Origin of the sequence: Maribrevibacterium harenarium, from assembly GCF_006385675.1 — a bacterium.
Classification (GTDB): Bacteria; Pseudomonadota; Gammaproteobacteria; order Pseudomonadales; family Marinomonadaceae; genus Marinomonas; species Marinomonas harenarium.
The window spans coordinates 1-15,617 of the sequence record NZ_VFRR01000012.1 but is presented as its reverse complement, the minus strand read 5'-3'; the positions used below and the strand labels follow the sequence as shown (position 1 = coordinate 15,617).

Below are 15,617 nucleotides of genomic sequence, written 5' to 3'. Positions count from 1 at the left end.
ATGGGCTTGTTTGATTACTTTAAGCGAAAAGGGGAGCCAACCTCGGCAACCGTTGCCAAGGATCGTTTGCAAATTATAGTTGCTCATGAGCGCAGTCAAAGACAGCGCCCTAATTATGTAGCGCAAATGCAAGAAGAAATCATCGCTGTCATTCGCAAATACGTTAATGTGGATAAAGATGCGGTAAGTATCGCAATAGATAATGCGGATGATTGTACGATCTTGGAACTTAATGTGACCTTGCCGGACAAGTAGCGTCTAAATTGTTGATGTTTGTCATTAGCATTTGAAAAAGATTCTTATTAATTGAAGAGGGCGAGTCGATTTTGTACTATTTAGCTCAGTTTATATTGAGGTGAATATGTACAAAATTGTCTCTGTTCTTGTTTTAGCTTCATCGCTTATCGCCTGTTCCTCCTCGGTTTCCGATTCTACAAAAGTAGCAGCAAAGCAGTCTGATTTGCCTGTTATGGCCTCTAACCCCAAGGCCCAGCTTGGCGCTGGCTTATTTTTCGATACTAGTTTATCTAAACATCGCAATCAGTCCTGTGCCAGTTGCCATGATATCGCCAGTGGCTTTGCTGATGGACGTGAGCAGGCAAAGAGGCTTGGTGTGTCGGTGGGTAGTGATGGTATTTCAACTGGTGGCCGTAATGCGCCAACAGCGAGCTATGCTGCCTTGACGCCGATTTTTCATCAAACGAGCGCTGGTGTCTATCGGGGTGGGCAGTTCTGGGATGGGCGTGCGTCCACGCTGGCAGACCAAGCAGCGGGTCCGTTTTTAAATCCAGTGGAGATGCAGCTTTCTAGTGTTCATGAGTTAGTTACTCGTATCCAAGAAAACACTCAATATGTAAATCAAATCAATGAATTATATGGAGAAACGGTTTGGTTGGACGAAAGTGCCGTCTATGCTGCGGTGACGGATGCCATCGCCCATTTTGAAATGACAGAATCTTTTATGCCTTTTGACTCTAAATATGATCGTATGCTGCGTGGTGAGGCCACTTTTACCCCCCAAGAAGAATTGGGTAAAACCTTATTCTTTTCTCAGCAATTTACCAACTGCAATAGTTGTCATCAGCTAAACAAATCTCCCTTTTATGCTAGAGAAACTTTTACCAACTATGAGTATCGCAATATTGGGGTACCAGCAAACGAGCGTCTAAATGTGCCAATTGACGAGGGCTTATTTGCTAACCCACTAGTAAATGATGCTAGTGAGCGAGGGAAGTTTAAAGTGCCGACTTTACGTAATGTGGCGGTAACTGGCCCCTATATGCACAACGGTGTGTTCCAAGATCTTCGTACAGTAGTCGAATTTTACGATCATTTTAATAACCCGAAACGACAAATTAATCCTGAGACAGGCGAGTCATGGGGGAGTGCGGAGATACCAGAAAATATCGATCTGGCGACACTAGAAGCCGCTCCGGCGCTGAATGATCAACGTATTGATGCGTTAGTGGCGTTTATGAAAACCCTAACCGATCAGCGCTACGAGCATCTGTTACAGCAATGACCCAGTGACTTTCATATTGTGTAAAAAGTTCCCTCTGGTATTACTGCAAGCCATTGATTAAAGTGTTCATGTTAATTAATTCATGAGGGAACCTATCTAATGAAATATACCGAATTAGGCAAGACAGGCTTACAAGTATCACGTGTTTGTCTTGGTACTATGACCTGGGGGACACAAAACACCCAAGCGGATGCAGATCAGCAAATTGAGTATGCTTTAGCTCGCGGTATCAACTTCATGGATACGGCTGAAATGTATGCTGTGCCTCCGTCTCCGGCAACTTACGGTAAAACCGAGGCGATCATAGGAGACTGGATATCTCGCAATCCATCACGTCGCGAGGAATTTGTTCTAGCGACTAAAATCGCTGGCAACGGACTGCATTACATCCGTGAGGGTGGTGACATAACTGGTGAAGCCGTCATCAAGTCAGTGGATCAATCCTTAGAGCGACTGCAAACGGACTATATCGATCTTTATCAGTTGCATTGGCCAAACCGAGTTTCGCCTCACTTTGCCAAGCATTGGCCTGGGCGTATCAACTTTTCAGATGTTGATCGTGATGCCCATGTGGCGCAGATGCTAGAGATCCTACAAGCCTTAGATGTATGTGTTAAAGCAGGTAAGATTCGTCACTTTGGTTTGTCGGATGATACGACCTGGGGTATTCATCAATATTTACAATTAGCTGAAAAATATGATCTCCCCCGTGTGGCATCGGTGCAGAACGAGTTCAGTTTGTTGCATGCGAAAGATTGGCCCTATCTGCTAGAGCATTGCGTTCATGAAGATGTTGCTTATTTGCCTTGGTCGCCACTTGCTGCCGGAGCGCTTTCTGGTAAGTACATAGACGGTGCTCGCCCTGAGGGTAGTCGCTGGTCGTTTGCTCAGCGCAATGGTTTATTCCGCGATACCGCCCAATCCAATGCAGCCATTAAAGGCTATAAAGAAGTGGCAGAAAAGCACGGTCTTTCATTAGTGCAGATGGCGTTAGCTTGGGTTGATCAAGTGGATGGGGTGACATCGACAATTATTGGTTCTACTAGCATGTCGCAGCTAGAAGAAGACATTGATGCGTTCGAGTTGGCGTTAAGTGATGAGGTGCTCAAAGATATTGGCGATGTGTTCCGTCAGTATCCGTCGCCTTACTAACGGATAATGGCTTAAATAAAAAACCCGGCAGGCGCCGGGTTTTTTGTGTCTTTAAAAATAATCTTTAGGGATTATTTCTCAGCTTTCTTAGCTTTAGCTGCTTCGATAACTGTTTCTGCTACGTTAGCAGGACATGGGTTGTAGTGAGAGAACTCCATGGAGAACTGACCACGACCAGATGTCATAGTACGTAGGTGACCGATGTAGCCGAACATTTCAGAAAGCGGTACGTCCGCTTTGATACGTACGCCAGTTACGCCAGCTTCTTGGTCTTTGATCATGCCGCGACGACGGTTCAAGTCACCGATTACGTCACCCACGTGATCTTCTGGAGTGAACACGTCAACTTTCATGATTGGCTCAAGAAGTTGTGCGCCAGCTTTTGGAATAGACTGACGGAAAGCGCCTTTCGCAGCGATTTCGAACGCGATCGCAGAGGAGTCAACGGCGTGGTAGCTACCATCAAACAGTTCAACTTCTACGTCAAGTACTGGGTAGCCAGCTAGCACACCCTCTTGCATCATAGACTTGAAGCCTTTCTCAACTGCAGGCCAGAATTCTTTCGGTACGTTACCGCCTACTACAGTAGAGGTGAACTTGAAGCCAGAGCCAACCTCACCTGGACGGATGCGGTAATCAATCTTACCGTATTGACCAGAACCACCAGATTGTTTCTTGTGGGTGTAGCTGTCTTCAACTTCGCGAGTAATGGTTTCGCGGTAAGCAACCTGTGGTTGACCAACGATTAGATCTACACCGTAAGTACGTTTTAGGATGTCTACTTTGATATCCAAGTGTAGCTCACCCATACCTTTCAGGATGGTTTCGCCAGACTCTTCATCAGTTTCAACTTGGAAAGATGGATCTTCTGCAACCATTTTACCGATCGCAATACCCATTTTCTCGTTGCCGCCTTTGTCTTTTGGCTGAACAGCAATGGAAATTACTGGCTCAGGGAAGATCATGGCTTCAAGTGTACATTCGTGCTTAGGATCACATAGGGTGTGACCAGTTTGAACGTTCTTCATACCGATAACAGCTAGGATGTCACCAGCTTGCGCTTCGGTAATCTCGGTGCGGTCGTTCGCTTGCATCTCAACCATGCGGCCGATACGTTCAGTTTTACCTGTTGCAGAGTTAAGAACGGTATCACCTTTCTTAAGACGGCCAGAGTAAATACGGATGAAGGTTAGGGCACCGAAACGGTCATCCATGATCTTGAATGCTAGGGCGCGAAGCGGTTCGTCAGCAGAAACGATTGCTTTTTTACCAGTTGGCTCACCAGTTTCAGGATCAGTTAGATCTTGTGGATCAACTTCTGTTGGGTTAGGTAGGTAATCTACTACTGCGTCAAGAACAAGTTGCATACCTTTGTTTTTGAATGCAGAACCACAGAAAGTTGGGAAGAAGGCAAGGTCGCGAGTACCTTTGCGGATACAACGCTTGATTTCTTCTACAGATGGAACTTCACCTTCTTCTAGGTAAGCCATCATTAGCTCTTCGTCTTGCTCAAGAGCCGTTTCGATCAAGGCTTCGTGGTATTCTTCTACTTTGTCAAGCATGTCCTCTGGGACATCTTTCACTTCGTAGTTTTCTGGCAGACCAGTGTCATCCCACACGTAAGCTTTTTTAGTTAGTACGTCAACCACACCAACGAAGTCATCTTCTTCACCGATTGGCAAAGTCATAACAAGTGGGTTTGCCGCTAGTACGTTCTTAACTTGATCTACGACGCGGTAGAAGTTAGCGCCCAAACGGTCTAGTTTGTTAACGAAAATGATACGAGCTACTTCAGACTCGTTAGCGTAGCGCCAGTTAGTTTCTGATTGTGGCTCAACACCACCAGAACCACAGAATACACCGATACCACCGTCAAGAACTTTAAGAGAACGGTATACTTCAACTGTGAAGTCAACGTGCCCAGGGGTGTCGATAACGTTTAGGCGGTGACCATTCCATTCACAGGTTACAGCAGCAGACTGGATGGTGATACCACGTTCAGCTTCCTGTTCCATGAAGTCGGTAGTAGATTCGCCGTCGTGTACTTCACCGATCTTGTGGATTTTACCTGTAAGTTTCAGGATACGTTCTGTTGTAGTAGTTTTACCCGCGTCTACGTGGGCAAAAATACCGATGTTTCTGTAAAGAGATAAGTCAGCCATTACATTACTCTGAATAAGTGTAGGATGAATTTGTGCACGTTAGTATACAAGACTTCGCAGTTTTGTAGTCCAATACTGGCGCGTATTCTATATTAATTATGGTCTACAAAGAAAGGGGCTATTCGGCCCCATTCCGAAGTTGTCAATCTAATCGCGTCTTAATCGATCTGAAATGGCGATTGGATTGGGGAAGTTGAGGATCACTACATAGGTGGACAGGGCGAAACTTAGAATCGCCGTTGCCTGAATAACGTGACTTACTTCGGTACCTATCATGCCAATCGAAGCGGCCAGATAGGCGATAAGTAACGAGAATTCGCTCACTTGGCCAAGGCGAAAGCCAACTTCCCAGCTAGTGCTGGGGTCTTCCTTCAGCCCTTTAAGCAAAAAGCGAAAGGTCACCGGTTTTAATGCCAACGATGTCAGTGCGAGCAACAGCGCCGGCACAATCACCAGCGGTAGCAAGTCTAAGTTGAAACTAGCACCTATGGAGAAGAAAAACAGAATCAGGAAAAAGTCCCGTAATGGCTTTAGATTGGTAGCGATATATTGGGAAATTGGGCTCGTTGCTAACGCGACACCAGCCACGAATGCGCCCATCTCTGCAGATAAACCAGCTGTTTCTGCCACTACCGCCATCGCCAAGCACCAGCCAATCGACAACAAGAAAATGTATTCATGGTAGCGATCGAATCGTGCAATTAAACGCAGCAAAATGTACTTTACAAAAACAAACGAGACGCCGATTAACAGCGGTAGGCCAATTACCGGAATGAGGTAATTTAGGTAGCTGGATTGCTCCTGACCGCCAACCGCGTATAAAACCAATAATACAGCGATTGCAATCATGTCTTGGAGCAAAAGCAAGCCAACAACCAATTCTCCCGTGTGTTTATGGTGGAGCACGGTAGTGGGTAATAATTTGATGCAGACAATCGTACTGGAAAACATCATCGCAACCCCGACGATTATCGCTTCTGTCGTGGTGTAGCCAAATGCCAAGGTAATAACATAACCGAGCAACGCAAAAACAGCGGAAGAAGCCAGAGCAACCCAAGATGCTTTTTTCAGCATATTCAGTAGATGGCTAGGTTGCATATCTAGGCCGAGCAAGAACAGTAAGAAAATGATCCCGATGTGGGACATTTCATCCATCAGTTTGGGTTCATTGATATATGAAAGCCCAGATGGCCCGATTAATGCCCCCAATGCAATATAAGCAATGATTAATGGTTGCTTGGTGAACAATGCCAAAGACGCCACTACTGCGGCGCCGGCAAAGATCAAAAAAAACGAGTGGACTATGGAAGCTTCCATAAGGCTCCTCTGGGAGCTGAATTACCAGCTTGAATTAGATACTTTTTTGCGTCGAGTCATGGGTAACAGCAACCCAAGCAATATGCCGCCGAAAATGGTCCCAGCCCCGATGACAAACCAGCGTTGTTCATGGGAAGAGGTGATGGCCAAGTTCTCCTGCTGAATCGCTGCTAATTGCTGATTTAATGACTCGATCTTGTAAGCATTCTCTTCATTATTAGCTACAATAGTTCGAGCGCGATCGGCAAGCTGCTTTACTTCCAGCAGTTGCGTCTCTAAAGATTGCTTTTGTTGAGTTAGATTTGCCACCGTTTGTGACAGTGTTTCGTTGTCATTTCTGGCTTCGAGTAAGGCTTCATTGATATTGGCTTGCGCAGATTTGGCTTCAGCAAGCTGATTTTGTAATGACACAAGTAGGTCGCGACTCACCATGTCTTCGGTGGTGAAATAATCCGCAATCCATCCCACATTGCCTTCGGGCGTACGTACTTGCACGTAACCTTGATCCCGCGCCAAGACCTCTAATGGTGTACCGCTCTTGATGCCCCGTTCAACAGCACGGGTACTGTTATTCTGTCCTTCTCGGATGGCAACAAATTGGATGTCGGACACGTAAATGGTTTCGGCCTTCGCTAATGAGGTTAAGCAGGCGCAGGCTAAGAGCCCTATGGTAAAATTCTTCAGCACGTCAATACCCTTTAACAATCAACTACTTCTAGCAGAGTACGATAATCGGCTGACTGTCTGAGTGCAACCTATATAAGATTAAATGATGGTCACATCAAAGCGATTGGTGGGTGAAATACGTTGGATTAGGCGAGAAATAAAGGCGATAAAGAAAACAAAGCGCGGCGAACCGCGCTTTGTTTGGAAATTAAGCAGCGAAGTTCGCAGCAGCAAATTCCCAGTTTGCAAGTGCCCAGAAACCTTTCAGGTAGTCAGGACGCACGTTGCGGTAGTCGATGTAGTAAGCGTGTTCCCACAAGTCAACAGTGATCAAAGGAGTTTGACCATTTGTTAGCGGTGTGCCAGCGTTACTAGTGTTGACGATTTCCAAAGCACCTTCAGCGGTTTTTACTAACCAAGTCCAGCTAGAACCGAAATTGTTTACTGCTTTGTCGTTGAACTCTTCCTGGAACGCAGCGAAAGAACCCCATTTAGCGTTGATAGCATCAGCCAATGCGCCAGTAGGCTCGCCGCCGCCATTTGGGCTTAGGCTGTTCCAGAAGAAAGTGTGGTTCCAAATTTGCGCTGCGTTGTTAAACACAGGGCCAGCTGGAGCGGCAGCAATGATTTCTTCAAGAGACTTGCCTTCGTATTCAGTGCCAGGAACAAGACCGTTCAATTTAACAACATAAGTGTTGTGGTGCTTGCCGTGGTGGAACTCAAGAGTTTCTTGAGACATGTGTGGCTCAAGTGCGTCTTTTGCGTATGGTAGAGCAGGTAACTCAAATGCCATTTCTTTTCTCCTTGCTTTGTAAAAACGAAAAGTGCTTGTTATCAAGCAGTTAATGGTGGTTAGATACTAGCACTTAACTGAGCAAAGTTATATTCACTCAGTTCGTAAGGTTATTTGTTTCATAGTTTTTGTAAATTAGTGAATACCTATGCGTAAAGATGACGATGTAGAGATTCCGAGCTTATCGCTTGATCAAGATGAGGTGTTGGCTCGTCAGACAGCAAAGCAAGGTGCCCCGAAGCGTAAACTAAATCCTCCTCCAGCACGTCCTGCCCCGACTAAACCTGCTCCGTCGGTACAAAAGCGACAAAGTTTGTTTGGTGTGTACTTTTTGATTGTCGTTTTGAGTGTTGCCGCTGGAGGGGCAGGTTTTTGGTTGTGGCAACAAAACCTGCTGTTAACTGCTGAGTTGGCCGCGGCTCGAAACGAAATTAAGGATTTAGGACATCAGTTGATTGCTGCTGACGTATCAGTAGGAGAAATTGGTGACACGGTTGAGGAAACCCTCAAATTGCATGACTCTGAGATTCGTAAATTATGGGGTGTGGCTAACGACCGCAACCGTAAAGCGATTAAAGAAATCAATGACAAGCTAGCTGCGGTAGAAGAAAAGCTCTCTGCAGTGCGCGAGTCTGTTTCGACTCAGGGCAAGCTAGTGGCAATCCAGGGAGATGCGTTCAATGAAATTGAGGCAGCTTATCAGCGGTTGCTTGAATCATCTAAGTTGCTCGAAACCCAAGCTGCTGAGCAGGCTCAACAGTTAAGTGCAATTCAAGGGCGACAGGAAATCCTCGATACGCAAGCTCAAGGCGTGCAGGTCGCGCTCGGACAAAAGGATCAGCAGTTCGCCCAATTGCAGTCAGCAGTGGCTGCTGTACGAGAACAAACCGTTGCCTTAGAAGCGGCAAATCAAACGTTGGTCAAAGACGTAGATGGGCTCAAGGTAGCAGCATCTAAACCTGCCGTCGCAGCAAACAACGGTGCAACTAGCGAACAGGTGGCTGAGTTGACTGATGCTGTCGTATCCATGGATTCTTTCCGTGCCCAGGTTTTGCAAGACATCGATGTGCTCAAGCGCCAAGTGAATCAGCTGTTCTTGGACCAATCCTTAGGGCAGTAATTTTGATCTAAATCAAGAAAGGTCGCAGGTGGCGGCCTTTTTTTATGTTCATCTTTGCCGTCTAGGCGCATTTGGATAGAATGCGCCCATCTCAACTTCCTGCTATCAAAAAATCTTATGACTGAGTTACTTTCTCCTGCTGGCACGCTAAAAAATATGCGTTATGCATACGCCTATGGCGCTGATGCGGTTTACGCGGGACAGCCCCGCTACAGTTTGCGCGTGCGCAACAATGACTTTGATATGGCAAATCTTGCGACTGGTATTGAAGAAGCCCATCAGCAAGGAAAGAAACTGTATGTGGCGACAAACATCGCGCCCCATAATTCCAAAATTAAGACTTTCTTGAAAGACATGGCACCGGTCATAGAGATGCAGCCAGATGCGCTGATTATGTCTGATCCGGGGTTAATGATGCTGATCAAAGAGCAGTGGCCGGATATGCCAATCCATCTGTCGGTGCAGGCGAACGCGGTTAACTGGGCCTCAGTTAAATTCTGGCATAACTTTGGTCTATCTCGGGTGATTTTGTCCCGTGAGTTATCACTGGAAGAAGTGGGCGAGATTCGTCAAATGGTTCCAGAGATGGAAATCGAGACCTTTGTCCATGGCTCTTTGTGTATAGCTTACTCTGGTCGCTGCTTGCTGTCTGGTTACTTCAATCGCCGTGACCCAAACCAAGGTACCTGTACCAACTCTTGCCGCTGGCAATATGATGTGAAAGCGGCAGTGCAAGATGAAAATGGCGATGTGGTACCTGCCGATGGTAGTCACTTGAAAGGCGTGCAGGACTTTGACCCGAAAGGATATGTTGCGCCAACCTTGGGCGAGGGTAAGCCATTTGATGACATAGTCTTATTGCGGGAGCAAGGTCGTGAAGGCGAATTTATGCCGGCCTTCGAGGATGAGCACGGCACCTACATCATGAATAGTCGTGATTTGCGTGCGATCCAGCATGTGGAAAAGCTTATCGAGATGGGGGTTCATTCTCTAAAAATTGAAGGGCGCACCAAGTCCCATTTCTATGCGGCTCGTACGGCGCAGCTATATCGTAAAGCGATTGATGATGCTCTTCATGGGCAGCCCTTTGATATGTCATTAATGGGTAAGCTCGAAGGTCTTGCTAACCGCGGCTACACCGAAGGCTTTTACCGCCGCCATGTGCATGACCAATACCAGAATTACCAATATGGTAACTCTATTTCTGATCGCCAACAGTTTGTTGGTGAAATGCTGGATTGGAATAACGGTTGGTTGACCATTGATGTTAAAAACCGTTTCAAAGTAGGAGATTCGATTGAATTAATCACTCCTCAGGGTAGTGTGAACTACACCATTCCTGCAATGGAAAATACCAAAGGGGAGCGAATGGATGTGGCTCCGGGCAGCGGTTATGTGGTTCGCATTCCGTTGGATTTAGAGCCACAAGATGTAGCTTATGGCTTGGTAATGCGTAATTTGCCTGCCGGGCAAACTATTTAACGGTATCTACCTAAAATCAGTGTATTGAAAGGCTCCTTGTGAGCCTTTTTTAATATCTATATTTCATTTCAATCTATTTTATGTGGTTTTTATAACTATAAGGCATGTTATAGTTGCGCCAATACATTAGCCTTACCACATTAAGACGAGATAACTATGACCGAGGCGAGACTGACACACCTAAAGCAGCTTGAAGCTGAAAGTATCCATATCATCCGCGAGGTGGCAGCAGAGTTTGATAACCCTGTCATGCTGTACTCCATTGGTAAAGACTCTGCGGTGATGCTGCATTTGGCAATGAAAGCCTTTTATCCCGGTAAGCCACCCTTTCCATTGCTGCATGTGGATACAGGATGGAAATTCAAGGAAATGATCAAATTTCGGGATGAGATGGTTGCTAAGCTAGGTCTTGAGTTGTTGGTACATCAAAATCCAGAGGGCGTTGCGCAAGGCATTGGTCCATTTACTCATGGTAGCGCTAAGCATACCGATGTGATGAAAACCCAAGGGCTAAAACAAGCGCTTGATAAGTACGGTTTTGACGCAGCCTTTGGTGGCGCGCGCCGTGATGAAGAAAAGTCCCGTGCCAAAGAGCGGGTGTACTCTTTCCGTGATAGCAAACATCGCTGGGATCCTAAGAACCAGCGCCCAGAGCTTTGGAATATCTACAATGGCAAGGTGAACAAGGGTGAGAGTATCCGCGTATTCCCGCTTTCTAACTGGACTGAGCTGGATATTTGGCAATACATCTACCTAGAAAGCATTCCAATTGTGCCTTTGTACTTTGCTGCGAAGCGCCCAGTTGTAGAGCGTGATGGTGTTCAGATCATGGTGGATGACGAGCGTATGCCCCTTAAGGAGGGTGAAGTTCCAGAAATGAAATCAGTACGTTTCCGTACCCTTGGCTGCTACCCCCTAACAGGTGCTGTAGAGTCTGAGGCGGATACCTTACCTGAAATCATTCAGGAAATGCTGTTGACGAAGAGTTCCGAGCGCCAAGGCCGTGTCATTGATCATGACTCCGCTGGCTCGATGGAAGAAAAGAAAAAGCAAGGTTATTTCTAAAAGGTTGGAGTAGAACACATGTCTCATCAGTCAGAATTGATCAGTCAGGATATCCTTGGCTACCTAAAACAGCATGAAGAGAAAGACCTACTTCGCCTGCTAACCTGTGGCAATGTGGATGATGGTAAAAGTACCCTTATCGGCCGTTTATTGCATGACTCTAAGCTGATCTATGAAGATCATTTGGACGCGGTAAAGCGTGACAGTAAAAAATCGGGCACCCAAGGCGAAGAAGTGGATTTGGCGTTGCTAGTGGATGGCTTGCAGGCGGAGCGTGAGCAAGGTATCACCATTGATGTGGCGTACCGTTATTTTTCCACTGAAAAGCGCAAATTTATCATCGCCGATACTCCAGGGCACGAGCAATACACGCGCAACATGGCGACTGGCGCATCGACTTGCGACTTGGCTGTTATTCTTATCGATGCCCGTTACGGGGTGCAAACGCAGACCCGTCGTCACAGTTACATCGCCTCGTTACTCGGCATTAAGCACGTCGTGGTAGCGGTAAATAAAATGGACTTGGTTGACTTCTCTGAGGAGCGCTTCAATCAAATTCGTGCCGATTACTTAGCTTTCCTTGAGTGGCTTGGTGATCGTAAACCGGAAGATGTTTACTTTGTGCCAATGTCAGCGCTACGTGGCGATAACGTGGTAAATGCATCGGCAGCCACGCCTTGGTATCAAGGTGGGCCTTTGATGCAAATTCTAGAGTCGGTACAAATTGACCGTGATGTGAAGAAAGACTCGTTCCGCTTCCCGGTGCAATATGTTAACCGACCAAACCTAGATTTTCGTGGTTTTTCCGGCACCGTTGCTGCTGGTCAGGTTAAGCCGGGTGATGCAGTGGTGGCGTTGCCTTCTGGTAAGCGCTCGACTGTGGCAGAGATTGTGACCTATGACGGTAGTCTTGATGTAGCAAAAGCTGGCCAAGCGGTGACCATCACATTGGCAGACGAAATTGACGTTAGTCGTGGCGACATGCTTGTACATGTTGGTGATGAGCCAAGCATTAGTACTGCAATGCGTGCATCCGTCGTATGGATGGCGGAGCAGCCATTGGTGCCAGGTAAACTATATGACTTCAAAATCGGTACTCAGACGGTTCCGGGTAAAGTCACCAAAATCAATCATCGAGTGGATGTGAACACCCTAGAGCATTCTCAAGTAGATAGATTGGAATTAAACGTTATTGCTGATTGCGATTTGCAGTTCGATGCGCCAGTCGCCTTTGATAAATACCAAGACAGTCGTCTAACCGGGGCGTTGATAGTGATTGATCGCCTTTCCAACGTGACTGTCGGCGCGGGTATGGTTGAGGATGTTGCAGCAGAGGTGGATGCGAACGGCCCAGTAACAGCGGAAGAGCGCGCTGCTCGTCTCGGTCAAAAGCCAGCCATTGTTGCTGTAGATGGTGTTGAGCCGACAGAGTTGGAGCGAGCCCTACTAAAACGCGGCGTTGTGGCGTTGGCCACTGCAGCTAGCGGCGATGTGCTATCCCAGCTGAAACAGACCGGTGTCGTAATTTTGGTTACTGCAAACGGAGAAGGGGACCTGACCGTTTCTGCAACTAAAGTAGATGAAGCGGTTGAACAGATAGTGGCACTCGTGTCCCTGTAATTGCGGCAACATTTATCTTAAATGAAAGCGCGCTAATGGTAACATTGGCGCGTTTTTTTATTGGGGCGGAATAAATGAGAGTGAGTGCAGCTAAACTCCGGGCTTGCTTAGTTGAATTAGTGGCGGATCGTCTGGCGCTAGCGCAGCGGGCCGCCGAGGAAGCTAAAGCCGCGGCTACCGATGCCGAATCAACGGCAGAAACCAAATGGGATACCTTTGGTTTGGAAAACTCCTATTTGGCCCACGGTCAAGCCGCACGTGTAGAGCAGATGAAGGAAGATTTGCAATATGTGAAGTCGCTAATTCTAGTATCTGGTGATGAGGTGCGAAGCGGTGCATTAGTGGAATTGGAGTTGGACACTGGTGTAGTGAGTTGGTTTCTACTGGCAGAGCGATTAGGTGGTTTGCAATGTCAGTTTGATGGTAAAGACATTACCTTGGTGACCACCCAGTCTCCAATTGGAAAACAGTTAATTGGTAAGCGTTTGGATGACGAGATTCGACTGATGCGAAAAGGCGTTGAACACCATGCTGCTATTATTGAGATAGCACACTTTATCGATTAAATGCGTTGGGGCTCTAGAGAGAGTTTATCCCTTAGCATATAATACCGACCCTTTATATCCGTATTCATCTGGCTGCTTGCCTCTATTTTCGGCGACAACTAGGCAGGCAGTGAACAATTGTCACTTATTCTCAGAACGAGACAGTAATAAGGTACACATTATGCGCAGCCATTATTGCGGCGAATTAACAGCGAAAAATATCTCAGAAATCGTTACTTTGTGTGGTTGGGTGCATCGTCGCCGTGACCACGGCGGGGTGATCTTCCTTGATTTGCGTGACCGTGAAGGTATCACGCAAGTGGTGTTTGATCCGGATCGTGCCGAGAGTTTTGCATTAGCTGATAGTGTGCGTAATGAGTATGTAGTAAAAGTAACTGGTCTAGTGCGCGCTCGTCCAGAAGGCACCACTAACGCGAACATGACGACAGGCGAAATTGAGCTATTGGGTCATGAGCTAGAAATCCTGAATAAATCCGCTACGCCTCCGTTCCAGTTGGATGAGCACCAATCAGTTGGCGAAGACGTACGTTTGAAAAACCGCTTCGTAGATTTGCGTCGCCCTGAAATTCAGCAGAAACTGCGCTTCCGTTCTAAAGTGACTTCCGTATTGCGTCGCTACTTGGATGAAAATGGCTTCCTAGACATTGAAACGCCGATCTTGACCCGTGCAACACCAGAAGGTGCCCGTGACTACTTGGTGCCAAGCCGTACTCATCAGGGTAGCTTCTTTGCTTTGCCGCAATCGCCACAGTTGTTTAAACAGTTGCTGATGGTGTCTGGTTTTGACCGTTATTACCAAATTGCTAAGTGTTTCCGTGACGAAGATTTGCGTGCCGACCGTCAGCCTGAATTTACTCAGATCGACTTGGAAACCTCTTTCTTAGGGCAAGAAGATATTATGTCCCTAACTGAAGGAATGATTTCTAACTTGTTCAAAGAGTTAAAAGGTGTTGATCTTGGCGAGTTTCCACGCATGCCGTTCTCTGAGGCAATGGAAAAATACGGCTCAGATAAGCCCGATCTACGTATTCCGCTTACTATCGAAACTGTTTCGGATCTGATGACAGAAGTAGACTTCAAGGTTTTCTCAGGCCCCGCAGCTGATCCTAAAGGTCGTGTAGCGGCCCTAAAAGTTCCTGGTGGCAATGCGTTAACCCGTAAGCAGATTGACGAATATACGAAATTTGTTGGTATCTATGGTGCCAAAGGTTTGGCTTACATTAAGGTGAATGACAAATCTGATCTGGAAGAAGGTTTACAGTCGCCAATCGTTAAGTTCTTGCCAACAGAAGTGCGTCAAGCATTGCTTGATCGTGTAGCGGCAGAAGACGGTGACTTGATTTTCTTTGGTGCTGATAAGGCATCGATTGTAAACGAGGCTCTTGGTGCACTACGTTGCAAGCTTGGTGCTGATCTTGATCTGTACACTTGCGAGTGGGCGCCTCTTTGGGTTGTTGATTTCCCGATGTTTGAAGAAACACCGGATGGTGGCGTAACTGCCATTCACCACCCATTCACCGCTCCTTCTTGTTCCCCAGAAGAGCTACAAGCGAAGCCACTGGAAGCGCTTTCCCAAGCTTATGACATGGTCTTGAATGGCACGGAGTTGGGTGGTGGTTCTATTCGTATTCACCAAGCTGAGATGCAGCAAACTGTATTTGGATTGCTGAATATTTCTCCAGAAGAACAGCGTGAGAAATTCGGCTTCCTGTTGGATGCGTTGAAGTTTGGTGCTCCACCACATGGCGGTCTAGCGTTCGGCTTGGATCGTCTGGTAATGTTGATGACTGGTTCCTCTTCAATCCGCGACGTTATCGCTTTCCCGAAAACACAAAGTGCGACCTGTCTATTAACCCAAGCACCTGGCGAAGTAAGCGAAAAGCAGCTTAAAGAGCTAAGTATTCGCGTACGTAAACCAGTTACTGAATAAGTATTCTGTTTGTTGAAAAGGCCGCTCATCTGCGGCCTTTTTTGTTGCATCTTAGTTGGGTGGCTGGTCAAATATGGCTGTGTTGCATTTGAGTGTTGGTGGTCTATGCTGAAAACTGTAGTCCAGATGCACCGGAGCCTTCATGAGCACTCAACGCCTTCGCAGTATTCTCCCACATCTTGAAGAACTCACATACGCAGAGCTGAAGAAGCTCAAGCATGA

13 protein-coding genes are annotated in these 15,617 nt (G+C 46.8%); 9 read left to right on the top strand and 4 right to left on the bottom strand.

Translation table 11 applies throughout. The annotated features are described in order from the left end of the window. From minE to FJM67_RS07655, 3 genes are all read left to right on the top strand, one after another. Entirely contained in the window at nt 1–255 is a 255-nt protein-coding gene (gene minE / locus FJM67_RS07665; protein WP_140588208.1) for a cell division topological specificity factor MinE, read from the top strand. 106 nt (nt 256–361) lie between these two features. Further along, a complete protein-coding gene (locus FJM67_RS07660) occupies nt 362–1,522 on the top strand; it encodes a cytochrome-c peroxidase (RefSeq protein ID WP_140588207.1) in 1,161 nt (386 codons plus the stop codon). Between the two features lie 99 nt (nt 1,523–1,621). Then, nucleotides 1,622–2,674, top strand: coding sequence for an aldo/keto reductase (locus FJM67_RS07655; RefSeq protein WP_140588206.1), 1,053 nt, complete (start codon nt 1,622–1,624; stop codon nt 2,672–2,674). A gap of 71 nt (nt 2,675–2,745) precedes the next feature. Here FJM67_RS07655 and fusA read toward each other — a convergent pair whose 3' ends face one another. From fusA to FJM67_RS07635, 4 genes are all read right to left on the bottom strand, one after another. Further along, complete coding sequence (fusA, locus tag FJM67_RS07650; RefSeq protein ID WP_140588205.1) at nt 2,746–4,836, bottom strand: elongation factor G; 2,091 nt, start codon at nt 4,834–4,836, stop codon at nt 2,746–2,748. A 147-nt stretch (nt 4,837–4,983) separates the two neighbouring features. Further along, nucleotides 4,984–6,153, bottom strand: a complete 1,170-nt coding sequence (locus FJM67_RS07645; RefSeq protein ID WP_140588204.1) for a cation:proton antiporter domain-containing protein — start codon at nt 6,151–6,153, stop codon at nt 4,984–4,986. 21 nt (nt 6,154–6,174) lie between these two features. Beyond that, on the bottom strand, nt 6,175–6,840 hold the full coding sequence (locus tag FJM67_RS07640; protein ID WP_140588203.1) for a TIGR04211 family SH3 domain-containing protein: 666 nt from the start codon (nt 6,838–6,840) through the stop codon (nt 6,175–6,177). A 187-nt stretch (nt 6,841–7,027) separates the two neighbouring features. Then, nucleotides 7,028–7,612 (bottom strand): superoxide dismutase, encoded by a 585-nt coding sequence (locus FJM67_RS07635; protein WP_140588202.1) that lies wholly within the window; start codon nt 7,610–7,612, stop codon nt 7,028–7,030. Nucleotides 7,613–7,760: 148 nt separating this feature from the next. Between FJM67_RS07635 and FJM67_RS07630 the strand changes: the two genes are divergently transcribed. From FJM67_RS07630 to aspS, 6 genes are all read left to right on the top strand, one after another. After that, the gene (locus FJM67_RS07630) at nt 7,761–8,732 is read left to right on the top strand and encodes a coiled-coil domain-containing protein (RefSeq protein ID WP_140588201.1); all 972 of its coding nucleotides are present in this window, start codon (nt 7,761–7,763) and stop codon (nt 8,730–8,732) included. Between the two features lie 117 nt (nt 8,733–8,849). Beyond that, nucleotides 8,850–10,214, top strand: a complete 1,365-nt coding sequence (gene trhP, locus FJM67_RS07625) for a prephenate-dependent tRNA uridine(34) hydroxylase TrhP (RefSeq protein WP_140588200.1) — start codon at nt 8,850–8,852, stop codon at nt 10,212–10,214. 156 nt (nt 10,215–10,370) lie between these two features. Then, the gene (gene cysD, locus FJM67_RS07620) at nt 10,371–11,279 is read left to right on the top strand and encodes a sulfate adenylyltransferase subunit CysD (protein WP_140588199.1); all 909 of its coding nucleotides are present in this window, start codon (nt 10,371–10,373) and stop codon (nt 11,277–11,279) included. 18 nt (nt 11,280–11,297) lie between these two features. Beyond that, complete coding sequence (gene cysN, locus FJM67_RS07615) at nt 11,298–12,899, top strand: sulfate adenylyltransferase subunit CysN (protein ID WP_140588198.1); 1,602 nt, start codon at nt 11,298–11,300, stop codon at nt 12,897–12,899. A 74-nt stretch (nt 12,900–12,973) separates the two neighbouring features. Then, entirely contained in the window at nt 12,974–13,465 is a 492-nt protein-coding gene (locus FJM67_RS07610) for a GreA/GreB family elongation factor (RefSeq protein WP_140588197.1), read from the top strand. 160 nt (nt 13,466–13,625) lie between these two features. Beyond that, nucleotides 13,626–15,395: an aspartate--tRNA ligase gene (aspS, locus tag FJM67_RS07605; protein WP_140588196.1), complete on the top strand. Its 1,770-nt coding sequence runs from the start codon at nt 13,626–13,628 to the stop codon at nt 15,393–15,395. The last annotated feature ends 222 nt before the right edge of the window (nt 15,396–15,617 follow it).